A 17,169-nucleotide genomic window follows, 5' to 3' on the forward strand; every position below is an offset into this window, starting at 1 on the left:
TCCGATACTCATTTTCTGTTTTTTTCCAATGCTTGTGATAAATTACCGCTTAAGATATCGAGCATCGTAATGACTCTTCCGTAATCCATCCGTTTCGGTCCAATGATTGCTATGGATCCAGACATATTAGGGCCAGCGGAATAATTCGCAGTAATAACACTGCAATCTTCCATTGCATCCAGTTCATTTTCCGAACCGATCCGTACATGAATTCCCTTCGTGTCATCTCGGAAAAAGTTAAAAGCGGTTGTTCCATTCTCCATGAACTCGAATAACATCTTCATTTTTTGAAGATCATTGAATTCCGGCTGTTTCATCATATTCATTTTGCCGCCGAAATAGAGTCGTTCCTCTGGTTTGATTGTCATGGCCCGTTGGAACGAGGCAAATAGGTCGCCCGCATGATGGACATGCTGTTCGAACACTATTTTTGCTTCCCGGGCAAGCTTGTTCTGAAGGAGACTCAATGGAGTTCCGACAAGCCTTTCGTTTAAAATATTTACCATCTTTTCAATATCCGAAGCCACCATACCTTTTGGCACATCAAAAATCCGGTTTTCTACATGTCCATTATCAGTAACAATAATGGCTACAGCCTTAGTTTCATCCAATGGTACAATTGAGAACTTCTTCACCGAGTGCATCAATGTGTCTGGCCCTAAAAGGATTGACGTATAATTCGTCAATTCAGATATGATTTTAGCAGAATTGCGGATCAGCTCTTCTGTTTCCACGACACTGTTCTGGAAAACAGAGCGGATTTGAACGCTATCTTCCACTGTTAACTTTTCCGGTGTCAACAAATGGTCAACGTAGAAACGGTAACCTTTTTCGGAAGGAATCCTGCCCGATGAAGTATGGGTCTTTTCAAGATAACCAAGATCCTCCAAATCAGCCATTTCATTGCGAATGGTTGCGGGGCTAAAGGGGGCCTCAGGTTTTTTAGATAACTGCCTTGATCCGACAGGTTGAGCGGATTCGATGAAATCGTTAACCGTCAGTTGCAATATAAGCAATTGTCTGTTTGTCAACATTAATCATCACTCCTGTTAGCACTCTTTATAAGCGAGTGCTAATGCTATTCATAATTTATCAAATCAGTTTAACGGTGTCAACGAATTAACTCCCAATCAGTGAAGAAATTCCTGGAATACTTCATTGCCCCTAAAAACACCTTTGATTGTCAATTTTATATGCTCTTCTGAAATCTGAACGAGCCCTTTATTGGATAATTCTTTGATAACGGCTCCATAAACTTCAGGTAACGTTTTACCAAACTTCATTTCAAACGAATTGAATGAAACTCCGTCAGTTTTTCGAAGGCCAAGGAACATTTCTTCCTCCATTGCTTCGATTTTAGTTACTTCTTGTTGATTCATGATCGGTCGTGTTCCGTTATCCGCGCTTTCCATGTACTTTTTCAAAGGGCCAATGTTCGCATACCTTTGTCCATTCAAGTACCCGTGCGCTCCGGCACCTATCCCGGCATATTCATCATTCTCCCAATAGATTAGATTATGTATGGATTCTTTTCCTTGAATAGAGAAATTACTGATTTCATATTGTCGTCTACCGGCAGCTTCCATACGATCGATAAGCATTGAGAACATGGACGTTTCCATATCTTCACCGGGCAAAGGAAGCTTCCCTTTATTCATCAAGTTATAAAAGACAGTTTTCGGTTCCACTATGAGTGAATACCCGGAGTAGTGTGGAAGATCAAGGGATAGTGCTTTATTAAGTGTATCCTCCCATTGTTGGATGGTTTGTCCTGGTAAACCATAGATGAGATCGATGCTTATATTTTCAAAGCCTATTTTTCGGGCATTTTCTATTACTCGTATCGGATCATCTGCACCATGTGTTCTACCAATCCTCTTTAAAAGCTCCGTGTCAAAAGACTGGACACCTATGCTCAGTCGACCAACACCGCCATTTTTCAAGACAGACAGCTTTCCGTTAGTCAATTCATCCGGATTTGCCTCAGTGGAAAATTCTTTAAGGGAACTAACATCTACATATTGATGGATTATTTCAAGTAAACGTTCCAATTGGTTTTCTGATAATGCTGTCGGAGTTCCTCCGCCTAAGAAAACCGTTTCAAGACTTTTAAATGAAGTACCCTCTTCTTTCATTATGGATAATTCATTTCCTATCCATTCAATATACTCGTCAACTGGTTGATTTTTAAAAAACACTTTATTGAAATCGCAGTAATGGCAAATTTGATGGCAGAAAGGAATATGGATATACATGCCTCGCATTTGTTGTGTCCCCTTTCTTTCGGCAATGCCGTTAGTGCAAAAAGGAGCCTGAAGTAGGCCCCCTTCTTATGATTATCGTCCAGACTCCGAGCGCCAGAGACTCGGGTCATAAGTCAAAGTTGCTATGTGGCAAAAAGCGCCACGCCGCATCTTCGCCTTATGCCTGAGGCCGGCAGGATGCCGGTCATGCAGTCGTTGAGGCTCGCAGGATGCGAGTCATGCGACCGTTGCGACACGATGTCGCGCATTTAGGTCACCTTCCTCTTTGACGCGGCGAACTTAGACTGCGAACCTTTTCAATGCAGGCGCTTTTCGCTTTTGTTAATCTTCATCCATTTTAAGGACCGCCATGAAAGCTTCTTGCGGAACTTCTACCGATCCGACCTGTTTCATACGCTTCTTACCTTCTTTTTGCTTTTCAAGAAGTTTTCGTTTACGGGAAATGTCACCGCCATAACATTTTGCAAGAACGTTTTTACCGATTGATTTAATCGTTGAACGCGCTACAATCTTTTGACCGATTGCAGCTTGGACTGGCACCTCAAACTGTTGACGCGGAATGAGTTTTCTCAACTTTTCAACAATCGCTTTGCCTCGCTCATAGCTGAAGTCACGATGCACGATGAAGCTAAGTGCGTCGACCTGTTCTCCGTTCAATAGAATATCCATTTTGACAAGCTTCGATGTTTTATAGCCAATCAGCTCATAGTCAAATGACGCATAACCTTTAGTACCTGATTTTAATTGGTCGAAAAAGTCATAAACGATTTCCGCGAGAGGCAATTCGTAAATGATATTTACGCGAGATGCATCCAAATAATCCATCGTAATGAAGTTACCTCGTTTATGCTGGCATAATTCCATGACAGAGCCGACGTATTCATTCGGCACCATGATCGATGCTTTCACATACGGTTCTTCAACGTGGTCAACCTTCTGTGCATCTGGCATCATCGAAGGATTATCCACTTTCAATTCTTTTCCGTCTGTCGTTACAACATTGTAAATAACACTCGGAGCCGTTGTGATTAAATCAATCTTAAACTCACGTTCAATCCGCTCCTGGATGATTTCCATATGGAGTAATCCAAGGAAGCCGCATCGATATCCAAAGCCAAGCGCTTGTGATGTCTCTGCTTCGTATTCCAAAGCTGAGTCGTTCAGCTCAAGTTTCTCAAGTGCTTCACGTAAATCGACATATTTAGACGAGTCGATCGGGTATAATCCGCAGAATACCATTGGATTCAATCGACGATAACCCGGCAACGGTTCACTGGCTTGATTTTTTGCATTCGTGATTGTGTCACCGACGCGTGTATCTCCGACATTTTTGATGGCTGCAGAAAGGAAACCGACATCGCCTACAGATAATTCATCGCGCAAGGAAATATTCGGTGTGAACACTCCTGTTTCAATGACTTCGAATTCTTTTCCAGTTGCCATCATGCGGATTTTATCACCTGGTTTAACAGTCCCTTCGACAATCCGAATATTGACAATAACGCCTTTATATTGATCATAATGCGAGTCGAAGATCAATGCTTTCAACGGTGCTTGTGGATCACCTGTAGGTGCGGGTACTTTTTCGACAATCTGCTCAAGGATTTCCTCGATGCCGATACCAGCTTTTGCAGATGCATGGACTGCCTCGGAGGCATCCAGGCCAATTACGTCTTCAATTTCCTTTTTCACTTTATCCGGATCCGCAGCTGGTAAATCGATTTTATTAATAACAGGCAAAATTTCAAGATCATTGTCGAGCGCTAAGTAAACGTTTGCCAACGTTTGCGCTTCAATTCCTTGGGCTGCGTCAACGACAAGAAGAGCCCCTTCACATGCTGCAAGGCTTCGTGACACTTCATACGTAAAGTCGACGTGCCCTGGAGTATCGATTAAGTGGAACGTATACTCCTCGCCATTTTTCGCTGTGTAAGATAATTGTACTGCGTTCAATTTAATCGTAATTCCGCGCTCGCGCTCCAAATCCATTGAATCCAATGTTTGTGATTTCATTTCACGCGAACTCACAGTTTCAGTCTTTTCCAACAAGCGATCGGCCAACGTCGATTTCCCGTGATCGATATGGGCAATGATAGAGAAGTTTCTAATGTTTTTTTGACGTGCCAATCTTTCCTCATGATTCATCTGTCAGTTCACTCCTATATAAGCTATTTGCATTATAGCAAATAACTGATAAACATGTTACATATTCTTATTCCCTAATTTTCATTAATCACGCTCAACTAATTAAGTTTAACAGATGAGTTCACTTTGATAAAGCCTGGCCCAATTCAAAAGAAAAAAGCCCCATGGAAACTATCCATGAAGCAGAAACTCCTGTCATTTCTGTTCTAACTCTTCTTCATCAAACATTTCAAGGATTGCTTCTGACAGGACAGTTAGTGTCCTGTTCAACTGGTCTTCCGAGTTCCCTACTCCACCTAACTCTAAAAGAACTAACTTAGGGTGAAGATCTTGGTTATACTTCCCATCGACACCTGCTCCACCTTTCGGAATGACACCTCTCGTGATGCCCGGTACCTTCTTTTCCATTATTGCATTCAATCTCTTCGTAATCGCTTCATTCTCTTTATAGGATGGATTATCCAAACCAAGTACAAATGCGATTTTTGCATACCGTTCTTCTTTATGAATAATCGTCGACTTTTCAGGTCCTATATCATCCCGATGGATGTCAATTATTAAATCATATTCATTTTCTGAAATTTGCTGTTTGACGAATGGCCTTATTTCCCTATAGGCGCGTGAGTAGGGTACTGCTTTATTTAGTGTATCAGTTTCCACGCTATTGATTTCCAGTAGGCTTTTAAGTTTTTCACTCATTTTCACTACGTTTTCAGTTTGATGGTTTACGGCAATTTTCCCATCAATCGCTTTTGTAATCGGTTTGTATGCCTCAGTAGAGTGCGTATTATAAAGTAATACTTTTCCAAGTTTCGGTTCTTCTTCAGTTTCCAATTCTGTTTGGACTTCAATTTCAACCTCAGGGACTGGCTCTTCCTCTGCCACTACGTTGGATGCATAGACGATAAGAGCATTTTCCTTAATTATTTTGGAATTGGAGATCTTGGATTCTTCCGGTATAAATTGGATGACTACCGGGAATAGGAATAGAACGAATACGATTACAAGCCATATTTGCATATTTTTCTTCATGCGACATCCCCCTTTTTCAACTATATGCCGGGGGGAATGGGTCAATGACTTGTTTTAAGTTCTTGAATCCATTCGCTAATGGAGTCAGTTAAGATTTCTGCATAAAGTGCTGCCCAGGAGTCAATCTCTTTTGGTGAGATAAAAGTATTCAAATCATGGTTGGATAAAACCTCTTCAAATAATTGCACCCTTTCCTCATGCGGCCATGATGTCCAATCCCCAAATATAGGAATCAGTTTCGTCCTGTCCGCATCCTTATTCGGAGTATGCAACCAATTTGAAACAGACAACCGGGAGGATGGATGACTTTCCTCTTCAATTTTGGTCGCGATATAATTAAACAATGTATTTATAGCATCAGCAATTAAGACAGGACCGTCGACAACAGTCGGAATACCAATTGCGATAACCGGGATTCCCAATGTTTCCTTCGACAACTCTTTTCGACTATTTCCAACGCCTGAACCAGGATGTATCCCTGTGTCTGTCATTTGAATCGTTTTACATAAGCGTGAACTATCCCTTGCCGCTAAGGCATCAACGACGATTATAACATCCGGTTTGATTTCATGAACTATCGCCTTAACGAAATCGGCTGTCTCTAACCCCGTCTGGATCGTTACGCCAGGCGCATAGACAAACAATTCGCTCCCTTCGTCCGAGTAATACATAGGGACAATCTCTTTTAATCGATCCATCGTTAGCGGCCCAACGGCGTCAGGTGTCACTTCTCTATTTCCTAACCCGACCAAAAGGATTTTGCCGTTCTTCAGATTTGCTATTTCCTTGGTCATTTCAGTTAGTTTCGATTTGAGCAATCCCCCCATTTCTTCAAGTCCCTCGCGATCGGTATGAGTCAAGGTTGGGTTTGTCAATGTCAAATAAGTGCCTCTTTTTTTCCCAATTCTTTTTTCACCTTCGGCATTTATTTTGACGGATGTCAAAATCACTCTGCCCTTTCTTGTTTCATCGAACTGGATGCCTTCGGACTCCTTTAATTTTTCTTTTTCTTTTCCGTCCGGTGGCGAACCATTTCTTCGTTTTCCACTAATAGGTCGGTACGGTAAAAATCGTATTTATCCATTGTTATCACCTCAATATGCAGTTTGCACGATGCGTCAAGGAAATATTCTTTGCATATTTTTATTGCGTTCTTCCAGTGATTTTGCTAAAATGTTAATGTTGTAAAGAGAATCCGGAAGTTACTTATGGAAAGACTCTTGCGTTACCTGAAATTGGAGGTGAATGGAATGCCAAACATCAAAGGTGCAATTAAGCGCGTTAAACAAAGTGCCGCAGCGAATGAACAGAATTCACAAGTTAAATCTGCAATGCGTACAGCTGTACGTAAAGCTGACACTGCGATCATCAATAAAGAAGAGAACGCTGCAGAACTTTTGAAAGACGCAGTTAAGAAGTTGGATACTGCTGCTCGTAAAGGTCTAATCCACAAAAATACAGCAGCTCGTCAAAAAGCTCGTCTTACAAAAAAAGCTTTGTAATGAACAAAAGCGGAGGGTGGCGATTAGCTGCGACAGGCATAAGGCGGATTTGCGAAACGGCGGTTTTTGCCGTGCAGCAGAGCCGACTTATGACCCGAGCAGCTGCCACCCGGAGCTGGATGAAAATAAGGCTGTCCATTTCATAATGAAATGGACAGCCTTTTCTATTTATCCCTTTAAAGGTTCCATGAAGAAAATCTCTAATACTCTTTCTCTTTTGCCACTTGTTGATTTTAGTTTATAGTCGATATCGGCGAGTTTTTCGAGAATCACTAACAGCCTTTCCATCTTAGGTATGCTTCTGTTTTCCATTACGAGTTTTACGCGGTATGGATGGACGTTTAGAGTTTTTGCTATTTGTTGTTGATGATATCCTTTTTTTGCCAACGACGCGACATGGATCATCAGTCTGATTTGTCCTGCAATCAGGGAAGTTAACATGATCGGTTCTTCGCCATTCCCTAACAAATCATGGTAAATCTTAATGGTCTCTTTAATATTTCCGTTCATATATGCATCTGTCAATCTAAAAACATCCATCTCGGGCAGACGAGGGACGAGCATTTCTACTATTTCTTTTGTCACTTCGCCCTTTCCATCCATATACATCGCAATTTTTTCAAGTTCTGAAGAAAGTGCCAAAAGACTGTCTCCTGTCATATCGATAAGTACTTGTGCAATTTCGGGACTTATTTTGATACCAAACGAACTTGCTTCATTTTGAATCCATGTTGTCAAGTCTCGACCGACGAGCGGCAATGCTTCTACTACGGTAGATTTTTGCATCATAAGTTTTGTGATTTTTTTCCGGCCATCAAGTTTTTCATAAGGGGCCAAAAAAACAACTGTAGCTGTAGGTGATGGATTTGATAGCCACTCTTCCAGCAAAGTAATATTATGTACAACTTTCTCTTTTGTTTTATCTGCAGCCTTTAGGAAAGACGTATTATTCGCGATGACTAATTTTCTTTCTACGAGGAATGGGAGTGTATCCGCTTCTTCAATTACTGCTTCAATCGGTGTTTCATCCAAATCGAATCTGACAACCGCATCCTCTTCTCCATCTGGCAAGGCTTGGATTAGCCGCTTAATCGTCTCATCGATTAAATGTCTTTCGACACCCATCAACAAGTAAACAGGTTCAATCTTCCCCTCGCTAATGCTTTTCCAGATTGCATTTACCATTCTAATCACTCCAATCACTTACATTTCCCCATTATACATTACCATTTCACGACTATGAACATTTTGTGTCGATTGTCATATACCCGACTTAAAAGAACGTTTGATATAGATTTTTTTTGGTTAATCATCTATACTATAAAGGAATTAGGAGGTGTAGCAATGAATGAGTTTGAACAAGACGTACAGTCCAAACGCAATGATTTAATTGACTCAGGTATTGGATTCATTGTAGCTTTCGTGGCTTTTTCTGCAATTTTCGTTGTTGCTACAATCATTGACGTCGTCGGACGTTAATGGTCTAGGAAAGACGGATAGTCCATCCTTAATCGGAATGGACATATCCGTCTTTTTTTATCGTGAAGTTTGTATGGAATACCTATCCTTCCTCACCGTAATCGTGATAGATCCATAATCCGCCGTTGATATCGTTTGCAAATTATTCTGTTCAAAAGTGGCAAGTACCTCCGGATGAGGATGACCGTATCGATTATTCCTGCCGTAGGAAAGTATGGTTAGTTCAGGATGTAATGTTTTGATAAATGCATCTGAACTTGATGTACGGCTGCCATGATGACCGGCTTTAAGTATTAATTGGCCCCAATTCTTGTGCTCGTATTCTCTTACTATCCTCTTTTCCCCTTCGAATTCTAAATCCCCTGTAAAAAGAAATGATAGACCGGAAGTTTCCATTAATAGAACAAGTGAACTATCATTCCCTTTATACAAACCCTTTTGGGGAGCGATATAGCTAAACACAGTCGGCCCTTCCTGCCAATGATATCCTTCGTTCATTGCAAAAATAGGGATTTTCTTTTCTATAGCAATATGAAGCACTTCTTCCATTGTCAGTTCCTTTTCACTATTAGGGAGATGTGGATCTCCTTTACGGATATTTCCTCAAGTACTTCGTCAGCACCTTCTATATGATCACTATCCGCATGGCTAAGTATCAATTTATCTATTTTATTTATGCCTCTTCCCTTCAAAAAAGGAACAACGATTTTCCTGCCAACTTCAAATTCCTTTTCCGGGGTACGCCAATTAGGTTCACCAAAGTTTACATTTCCTCCTGTATCAATAACGTAGACTTTCTGTCGGTGAGGAAGCTCAATAACGATAGCATCCCCTTGTCCAACATCAAGGAAAGTAACCTTCAATGACGGGTCCAAATAGGGTATATATGCAGGACTACTGCCGGAACAAGTATAAAACAAAAGGATCGAAACGGATTTTTCCCACGCTCAAACGAGATAAAAAGAGGAACACTCCCATAACTATTAAAGCGGCCAGCACCGCAGGCGGTTTGCCTGGGACCCACATCTGATATGGTAAAGACGATAAGAACTCTGTAAATAACCCAAGCCAATTTCTAAGTGGTTCATAAATGAAGAAAATGATTGCTGCAATCGATGGTGACAAGTACGTTAACAAAAGCAAAAGTATATTTATCGGCAATATGATTACCGAATAAATGGGAACGTATAGTAAATTAACAACAAAAGACGACAGTGACAATTCATAAAAGTGATATAAAATAACTGGATATAGCGCCAATTGGGTAATCATTGTAACAAGAAACGAAATGGCTAATCCTGATTTCTGACGGAAAGAATTTTGGTTGAATAGACTAATGAAAATGCAGCCAAGTAAGAAAGTTGAAATCCTGGTTGAAAAGCGACCCATGGCTGTAATAGGATAAACAGGCTGCACTTACGGCAAGCGCATCATCCATTCGCATCCTAAACCGTCCAGAGGCTGTCAAAAGAATGAGAACCGTAACGGAAACAGCACGCCAAACAGATGGGGCCCCTCCTGCAATTACCGCGTACAGAGGCAACAGGATCACTAAGAGAGTATCTACAGTTTCCTTCCTCAAAGACAACCTGATAAGCAGAGCCCAAATAGAAAGGTCAATAAACCTACATGAAGACCGGATATTGCAAACAGATGGGTTATGCCCAATGTCCTGTAACTCGCTGCCTAGTTCTTCGTCCATACCGCTCCTATCACCAATTAATAAAGATTCGGCCTCGACCACCAGGCTTTCAGGAAAGTTATCCTTTATATGCTGTTTCACCCGCCACCTATGCTCCGATAATACAGTTTGTATGCCAGTATTTTTTTTATAGTTAGCGATTTGTTCAGCCTCAAACATTCCAATTGCACCATTCGCTTTTAAGTAATTCTCCATGTTAAAAGAATAGTCATGTGCAGCTGGAGGCAAGTCTTGGAAAGCTCCGGATAAAGTAAACTGATATGAAGGTATGTGGATGTCCTCGAACTGTCTTTTCTGTTTTTCATTTGTAAACTTCAATTTCGAATAAACAATTTCATTGGAATTAGTTTTAGCAAAGCCCTTCAAAACTCCACCATCTATTTTCACCTGATCTGTCCAGGTTAGTGTTATGGTTATGGGTGTACCGCCTGTTTAAGCTCGGGTATTTGCATGGAAATGAGAAAATAAGAAAAAAACGTTGCTGTTAACGCAAAAAGCGGTGTGAGCAAATCTTTTTTTCTACGAAGAAAAACGGGAAAAGAAGAAGATTGAGTAATAAAATCTGAACCGGACCGTACGCGGCAAAAGCCGATACGGCAACCGGTATACAAACATAAATTGGACGTATTTCACCAATCAATTGCCGAATAGGTCATCCACCCTTCTCTTAAATGAGGACAGTTTATCTGTAGGTGCGCCCAATGCTTTCATTTCATCAAGTATGTCAGTGAGCAACTCCACTTTTCCATCCTTGGTGAAATCGACTTTACTTTCATCGTTAGGGATATGATTTAATTCAACTCCAGCTTGCTCAAATAGCTTTATCGCATATTCGTTGTTTCTGTAATCCTTTGCATAATTGACTGTTCGAATTCCCGCTTGAATAATCGCTTTCGAACATTGCAGGCAAGGGAAATGGGTGACATAGATGCTTGCTCCGTCTATTGGACTACCATACTTCGCACATTGCAATAATGCGTTCATCTCAGCATGGATTGTACGGACACAATGATTATCGACGACATAGCATCCGTGGTCGATACAATGGTCTCCACCAGAAATAGAACCGTTATAGCCCCCTGCAATAATTCTATTATCCCTAACAATTGTCGCTCCGACAGCAAGTCTTGTACAAGTGCTTCTGACCGCAAGAAGATGGCATTGCGCCATGAAAAACTGATCCCATGTAATACGCTCCATATGTATGCCTCCAAACTATTTCTTAGTTGGTTGAAATAAAAGACTCAAGTTTTTCAAATGTCTTTTGTCCAATTCCAGACACTACCATTATCGCTTCAGGAGAGTTAAAAAAACCATTTTCTTCACGATATTTTACAATCGCCGCAGCTTTCGACGGCCCGATTCCCGGAATCGTCATTAACTCCTGAACGTCTGCAAGATTAATATTAACTTTTCCATCATTATTCTGTTGGCCTATGCCCGAATGAGGCATCGATACATTTTTAGAATCATAAAAATCCATTTCTTCGCCTTCCCTTGGTATATAAATGAATAATTCATCTACCAATTTCATCGCATGGTTCAACATTCGGGAATCTGCATTCGGCAAATAACCTCCCGCAGCATGTATCGCATCGATCAGGCGATCCCCTTCGACTAAGGAATATACACCAGGATATTTCACGGCTCCTTGAATATCAACCATGATCAATACCGGGAAAATTTCATCCTTACTATCCGTGGGCTCCTCTTCAGGAAGTTCTTCCTCTAAAACATTAATAATTGGGGATTGACCGCTTACGATAATCGGATGATTATCAGCCTGTCCTCGGGGAAAGAACAGTATTGCGGAAAGTACAGCGATTGCTGCAATGGGGGTGATGATCCTACGCCATTTACCTGAAGAAAATGAAGTAAGCAGCACTGTCACCCTTTCTTCGAGGCATCCATATGGAGTCTTATACCACTATAAACGAAAACTTCCTAAAAAGGAAGTTTCATTTACGGACTTGAAAAAAAATTCTTTCACTTTCTTCATATGGTGGTTCATCTTCCCAATCTGCAAAAATACGCTCCACCTTAAACCCGGCACTCTGCAACATCTCTACATAATCATGAACATGGTATGTTGTCTGAAGATGACTTTCATTGAACCTCCGATAAAGACCATTTTCCTCCTTGACGAAGAAAGCTAGATTGGAGTAGACCGAATGCTCCGTATCCCTTCCTCCGTTTCCCAAATGTAGGCAATTCGTTCATTATCAAATGTAAAAGGCCCTTCCATGAAAATGACATCCGTCTTAAAGGTGGAATGCACATCAAACATCAACAAACCACCGTTTTTTAGTATCGAATGAATTCCCTTAAAGGTTTGGAGTACACTCTCGCGATCGGGAAGATAATTCAGGGAATCTATCGCAATGACTGCCCCATCATATTCCGGCGTACCTTCAATTTCCTGCATAGGCTGCTCTATAAATTGAATTGGCATTGAAAGGGCATTTGCTCTTTTCTTCGCAACTTCAAGCATATCCGCCGAGAGGTCAATTCCAGTAACATCCGCTCCTGCCTTTGCAAGTTTCACGGAGAGTAATCCAGTTCCGCAGCCGATATCGATGATTCTGCGATTTTTCAACCCATCTAATGAAAGTGAGAGTAATTCCACATAAGCATCGTATGGAATATCAGTCATTAGCTCATCGTAAACGAGTGCGAAATTTGTGTAGGCTTCTTTATTGCTCATTGGCCATTTTCAGTAAAGGGGCGTCTCCCCATAACTTTTCCAAATTATAATAGCCACGTTCATCTTTATGGAATACGTGTACAACTACATCACCTAAATCTACAAGCACCCATCTTCCAGTTTCCAGGCCTTCTACTCTTTTCACAACATAGTTATTTTCAGAAGCCTTATCTGCTACTTCCCTTGCGATTGCTTGTACCTGACGTTCTGAGTTCGCATGGCAGATGATGAATTGATCTGCTATGAGTGAAACACCCTCCATGTTTAAAACGACGATCTCCTGTGCGTGCTTGTCGTCTACTGCTTTATATGCTATTTCCAATAATGTTGTCATATTTCACGTTTCCTTTCGTAGTTGACTGTTCATCTTTGTACGTGCTCATTATAGCATTCGAAAGAGTCAGGGAAAACTGTTATCCGCTTGTCAATTAGATAACCGACCGAATGAATGATACAAGACTTCATCGCCTCTTCAATCGATAATTCGGCTGTCTTTCGAAGCTCCTCGATTCCGGGGAATGTTCGCCCCGGTTCAATCAGGTCTGCAACATAAATTACTTTCTCAAGGGCAGACATTCCTGCCCTGCCAGTTGTATGGTAACGTATGGCATTCTGTATATCCAATTCTTTTACCCCGAATTCATCACGTGCTATGATCTTCCCTGCAGCTGCATGCCAAATTTCATGGTGAAAATCAAGAAGCCTACTATCTTCACCATTTTCTTCAATTAGTTTACGCATATCTGCTGGTTCCATGTTTTTCGCAACATCATGTAACAAAGCAGCTAACTCTGCCTTTTCGACTGAAATTCCAAAGCGAACAGCCAAGACTTTTGCAGTTTCCGCAACTCTAATAACATGTTCGAACCGTTTTAAAGAAAGACGTTTTTTGATTTCCTCAATTATTTGTCGGGTTTCCATAGAGTCCCTCCAAACGGATAAAATTTTCAACTTTTTCCGGAACGAGAAATCGAATTGTCCCATTTGACCCAATCCTCTCCCGAATGAGTGTCGAGGAAAGTTCGATTTCAGGAATTTGAACCATTCTAATCGGAAAATCTGATTTTCCGATTGTACCCGGTCTACCAACTCCAACAAACTTGACGACTTTTACAAGTTCTTCTATTTTATACCAATTTGGGAGGATATCAATCATATCCCCACCGATAATAAAATAAAAATCACTGCCCGGTTCATGTTCCTTTAACCGCTTCATGGTTTCAAAGGTATATGAAACCCCACCTTGCTCAACTTCAAAAGCGGAAACAGACAAACCATTCGTCCCTTCTACAGCGAGGTCCACCATGCGAAGACGCTGCTCAGGTGTCGCATCTGTCGGGTTCGACTTATGCGGCGGGATAGAGGTCGGCATAAGCCGTACTTCGTCAAGGCCGAGAGCATGTTTCACCTCATTGGCGATAATCAGATGTCCGATATGGGGAGGGTTAAAAGTGCCTCCCAATAGTCCAACCTTTTTCATAATCCGCTCCTTATGGAAGGACAATCCGTTTTTTCTCTTTCGATTCTTTGTAAAGCACAAGGATTTTACCAATCACTTGCGCAACTTCAATTCCAGCACTTTCAAGTTTTGAAGCAATTTCATTCTTATCCTCTTCACAATTTTGAAGAATGCTCACTTTTATCAATTCCCTTGCTTCAAGTGCTTCCTCAATCTGTTTAATAATTTGATCTGTCAAACCGCCTTTTCCGATTTGAAAAATAGGTTGAAGATGATGTGCTTCACTACGTAAATAACTTTTTTGTTTTCCAGATAACATTTAATTTCCTCCAAGTTTTGTTGAAATGGACTGAATCATTTTACGCGTATCAGGGGTAATGCCTGTCCACAACTCAAATGATAGGGCACCTTGATGGACGAACATTCCGATACCATTCAATGTCTTACCGCCCGATTCACGAGCAATTCGTAAAAAATCAGTTTCGAACGGATTATAGATGATGTCCGCGACAATTGTTCCTTCAGTTATTCCCGAGGGATCCAAAGGGATTCCGCTGCGGGCATAATTCATGCCAACGGACGTCGTTTGTACGATCAATTCAAATTTGCCGATTGCCGATTCGGCATCTTTAAATGATAAAGCAGAACCTGAAGAAAAACCACCAGATAACTGCAAAGCTTTTTCAAAGGTCCTATTCGTAAAAGTGATGGGACCAAAACCGGCGTCCTCCAAGGCAAAAGATATACCACTTGCCGCTCCTCCCGCACCGATGACAAGTACATTACCGATAGTTTCCCCTAATGCGTAGACTTCTTGCAATGAACGGACAAATCCTTGTCCATCAGTATTCATACCGTAAAGAGTACCGTCTTCAAGCACTTTTACTGTATTCACAGCATTCATTCGACTTGCGGTTTGTCCAATTTATCTATAAAAGGAATAATGGCAGTCTTGTGAGGAACAGTTACGTTCCAACCGCTGCATCCCAATCTTTTTAGGCTACTTACAGCAGCTTCCAATTCATCTGCCTTCACATGTACCGGTATATAGGATGCGTTAATCTGGTTTTCTCTGAACCAGGCTTCATGCATTTCTGGAGACATCGATTGTGCAATTGGGTCACCAATAACTGCATACCACTTCTTCATGGACTGTCCCCCCTTAAATAAGTGATGGACGGAGCACTACATCAACACCACGGGTGCGTGTACTGCAACAACTACTCCGGGATGCTGCACAGTGATCCAGCCCAAGCCCGAAATGACAAGATCCATTTTCGGTTTTTTAATGGAAAATTCATGTCTTACAAGTGGCGGCATTTTCTCAAGTGATTCTCCGCTTGGTGGTGAAAGTAAATCACCTAAATGCGAAGCATATAATGAATCCGCATTTTCCAACTTTGTACGATGGATAGGAAGGTCATTCGATATATGGATTGTGAAAGAGGAACGGTCACCCTTAAGGAAATCGAACCTAGCGAGCCCTCCTATGAATAGAGTCTGCTCAGCATTCAATTGGAACACTTTTGGTTTTAACTCTTTTTTCGGAGTAATCGCCTTAAGATCTTTGGCATCTAAATGATGGGCCATTTGATGGTCGTTAATAATTCCAGGCGTATCATATATAGCCTTTCCGTCGTCAAGAGGAATTTCAACTAAGTCGAGCGTAGTCCCAGGGAAATGGGATGTCGTAATAACCTCACCCATACCTGTTGCATTCTTTATGATTCGATTTATGAACGTTGACTTTCCAACATTCGTGCAACCGACAACGTAGACATCTTTCCCTTTTCTATATTTATCGATAGCTTCCATTGCCTCTTCCATGCCATGCCCTTTATGTGCGGAAATAAGTAACACATCGATTGGCTTCAGCCCCAATTTTGCGGCTTCAGCTTTCATCCAATTGATAAGTCGATTGCGATTGATTGATTTGGGAAGGACGTCGGATTTATTGCCGACTAACAATATATCCTTATCGCCAACGAATCGTTGCAATCCATTTATCCAGCTACCGTTAAAATCAAAAATATCAACGATTTTAATGACAAGGCCATCTTTGTTCCCAATACCATTCAAAATCTTGAGGAAATCGTCACCAGATAATGAGACGGGCTGCAATTCATTGTAATTGCGAAGTCGGAAACAGCGTTGACAAATGACTTCCTCCTTCTCCAATGACGATGGAGGAGCAAAACCTTCCTTTTTCGGATCCTCCGTTTGAATTTCTATTCCACAACCTATACATTTAAGTTGTTCCAACCTTATTCCTCCCATTCAATCTTTCCAAGACGTTTGAGTCTGGCCAAGATTCTTCTTTCAATCATCCTGTTAAACTTTGTAACAAAGCCATCTGAGCTTGCTACAGGAACAACAAGTATCGTACGCAGGCCAAATCGATTGCCACCTAACACATCTGTCATAAGCTGATCTCCCACCATTACAACCTCTTCCTTTTGTAAGCCCATCGTGGCAAGTGCCTTTTTAAAGTTTCTTGCCAATGGTTTACGGGCGTCACATATGAATGGTGTACCAAGTGGATCACAGAATGTCTGCACACGGGCATGATTGTTATTCGAAAGAATCGTCACTTGAAGACCCGCGTCTTGCATCATTTTCATCCACTCCGAAATTTCGGGAGTCGCCTCTGGCCGATCCCATTCCACAAGCGTATTATCTAAATCGGTAATGATTCCTTTAATTCCTTTTTCAATTAGTTTATCCGGCGAAATTTGAAAGATGTCTTTAACATACTCATCCGGCAGAAAGTAATTATACAAGTTATCCACTCCGTTATATCTCCAATTCAAAGTGTATTATACCACAACAGAAGCGTTTCACATGCATTGTAAGAGAGACAAATCCTTTTCAATCATTCGCTT

General features: G+C 41.3%; 18 protein-coding genes and 3 pseudogenes. 2 read left to right on the forward strand and 19 right to left on the reverse strand.

Features of this window, described 5'->3' with window-relative positions:
* Positions 1–8 precede the first annotated feature (8 nt).
* From hrcA to gpr, 5 genes are all read right to left on the reverse strand, one after another.
* Positions 9–1,034, reverse strand: a complete 1,026-nt coding sequence (gene hrcA / locus QNH10_RS15425; RefSeq protein ID WP_283732239.1) for a heat-inducible transcriptional repressor HrcA — start codon at positions 1,032–1,034, stop codon at positions 9–11.
* Between the two features lie 96 nt (positions 1,035–1,130).
* The gene (hemW, locus tag QNH10_RS15430; protein ID WP_283732240.1) at positions 1,131–2,264 is read right to left on the reverse strand and encodes a radical SAM family heme chaperone HemW; all 1,134 of its coding nucleotides are present in this window, start codon (positions 2,262–2,264) and stop codon (positions 1,131–1,133) included.
* A 321-nt stretch (positions 2,265–2,585) separates the two neighbouring features.
* A complete protein-coding gene (gene lepA, locus QNH10_RS15435; protein WP_283732241.1) occupies positions 2,586–4,409 on the reverse strand; it encodes a translation elongation factor 4 in 1,824 nt (607 codons plus the stop codon).
* 195 nt (positions 4,410–4,604) lie between these two features.
* Positions 4,605–5,441, reverse strand: a complete 837-nt coding sequence (gene spoIIP / locus QNH10_RS15440) for a stage II sporulation protein P (RefSeq protein ID WP_283732242.1) — start codon at positions 5,439–5,441, stop codon at positions 4,605–4,607.
* Positions 5,442–5,482: 41 nt separating this feature from the next.
* Positions 5,483–6,421 (reverse strand): GPR endopeptidase, encoded by a 939-nt coding sequence (gene gpr, locus QNH10_RS15445; RefSeq protein WP_283734660.1) that lies wholly within the window; start codon positions 6,419–6,421, stop codon positions 5,483–5,485.
* Positions 6,422–6,691: 270 nt separating this feature from the next.
* Here gpr and rpsT point away from each other — a divergent pair, with 270 nt between their 5' ends.
* Positions 6,692–6,943 (forward strand): 30S ribosomal protein S20, encoded by a 252-nt coding sequence (gene rpsT / locus QNH10_RS15450; protein WP_283732243.1) that lies wholly within the window; start codon positions 6,692–6,694, stop codon positions 6,941–6,943.
* A gap of 168 nt (positions 6,944–7,111) precedes the next feature.
* Here rpsT and holA read toward each other — a convergent pair whose 3' ends face one another.
* A complete protein-coding gene (gene holA, locus QNH10_RS15455; protein WP_283732244.1) occupies positions 7,112–8,128 on the reverse strand; it encodes a DNA polymerase III subunit delta in 1,017 nt (338 codons plus the stop codon).
* A gap of 159 nt (positions 8,129–8,287) precedes the next feature.
* On the opposite strand from holA, the gene QNH10_RS15460 reads away from it, so the two are divergent.
* Positions 8,288–8,422: a YqzM family protein gene (locus tag QNH10_RS15460; RefSeq protein WP_283732245.1), complete on the forward strand. Its 135-nt coding sequence runs from the start codon at positions 8,288–8,290 to the stop codon at positions 8,420–8,422.
* Positions 8,423–8,479: 57 nt separating this feature from the next.
* On the opposite strand, the gene QNH10_RS15465 is transcribed toward QNH10_RS15460, so the two are convergent.
* The 13 genes and pseudogenes from QNH10_RS15465 to QNH10_RS15525 form a co-directional block, all read right to left on the reverse strand.
* Positions 8,480–8,971, reverse strand: coding sequence for a ComEC/Rec2 family competence protein (locus tag QNH10_RS15465; protein ID WP_283732247.1), 492 nt, complete (start codon positions 8,969–8,971; stop codon positions 8,480–8,482).
* A gap of 2 nt (positions 8,972–8,973) precedes the next feature.
* A complete protein-coding gene (locus QNH10_RS15470) occupies positions 8,974–9,285 on the reverse strand; it encodes an MBL fold metallo-hydrolase (protein WP_283732248.1) in 312 nt (103 codons plus the stop codon).
* 31 nt (positions 9,286–9,316) lie between these two features.
* Positions 9,317–10,319 (reverse strand): annotated as a pseudogene (locus QNH10_RS21265) (ComEC/Rec2 family competence protein).
* A gap of 441 nt (positions 10,320–10,760) precedes the next feature.
* Positions 10,761–11,324, reverse strand: coding sequence for a ComE operon protein 2 (locus tag QNH10_RS15480; RefSeq protein ID WP_283732250.1), 564 nt, complete (start codon positions 11,322–11,324; stop codon positions 10,761–10,763).
* Positions 11,325–11,346: 22 nt separating this feature from the next.
* Positions 11,347–12,009, reverse strand: coding sequence for a helix-hairpin-helix domain-containing protein (locus QNH10_RS15485; RefSeq protein ID WP_283732251.1), 663 nt, complete (start codon positions 12,007–12,009; stop codon positions 11,347–11,349).
* 267 nt (positions 12,010–12,276) lie between these two features.
* On the reverse strand, positions 12,277–12,828 hold the full coding sequence (locus QNH10_RS15490; protein WP_283732252.1) for a class I SAM-dependent DNA methyltransferase: 552 nt from the start codon (positions 12,826–12,828) through the stop codon (positions 12,277–12,279).
* On the reverse strand, positions 12,818–13,162 hold the full coding sequence (gene rsfS, locus QNH10_RS15495; RefSeq protein WP_283732253.1) for a ribosome silencing factor: 345 nt from the start codon (positions 13,160–13,162) through the stop codon (positions 12,818–12,820). The genes QNH10_RS15490 and rsfS overlap by 11 nt, the downstream gene beginning before the upstream one ends.
* A 29-nt stretch (positions 13,163–13,191) precedes the next feature.
* Entirely contained in the window at positions 13,192–13,749 is a 558-nt protein-coding gene (gene yqeK, locus QNH10_RS15500) for a bis(5'-nucleosyl)-tetraphosphatase (symmetrical) YqeK (protein ID WP_283732254.1), read from the reverse strand.
* A complete protein-coding gene (locus tag QNH10_RS15505; protein ID WP_283732255.1) occupies positions 13,727–14,308 on the reverse strand; it encodes a nicotinate-nucleotide adenylyltransferase in 582 nt (193 codons plus the stop codon). The genes yqeK and QNH10_RS15505 overlap by 23 nt, the downstream gene beginning before the upstream one ends.
* 10 nt (positions 14,309–14,318) lie before the next feature.
* Positions 14,319–14,606, reverse strand: a complete 288-nt coding sequence (yhbY, locus tag QNH10_RS15510; RefSeq protein ID WP_283732256.1) for a ribosome assembly RNA-binding protein YhbY — start codon at positions 14,604–14,606, stop codon at positions 14,319–14,321.
* Positions 14,607–15,436: pseudogene (gene aroE, locus QNH10_RS15515) on the reverse strand (shikimate dehydrogenase). It lies immediately after the preceding gene.
* A gap of 13 nt (positions 15,437–15,449) precedes the next feature.
* A pseudogene (gene yqeH, locus QNH10_RS15520) lies at positions 15,450–16,564 on the reverse strand (ribosome biogenesis GTPase YqeH).
* A complete protein-coding gene (locus QNH10_RS15525; protein ID WP_283734661.1) occupies positions 16,552–17,067 on the reverse strand; it encodes a YqeG family HAD IIIA-type phosphatase in 516 nt (171 codons plus the stop codon). The pseudogene yqeH and the gene QNH10_RS15525 overlap by 13 nt, the downstream one beginning before the upstream one ends.
* Positions 17,068–17,169 lie beyond the last annotated feature (102 nt).

Origin of the sequence: Sporosarcina thermotolerans, assembly GCF_030067815.1 — a bacterium.
In the GTDB taxonomy this organism is placed as follows: Bacteria; Bacillota; Bacilli; order Bacillales_A; family Planococcaceae; genus Sporosarcina; species Sporosarcina thermotolerans.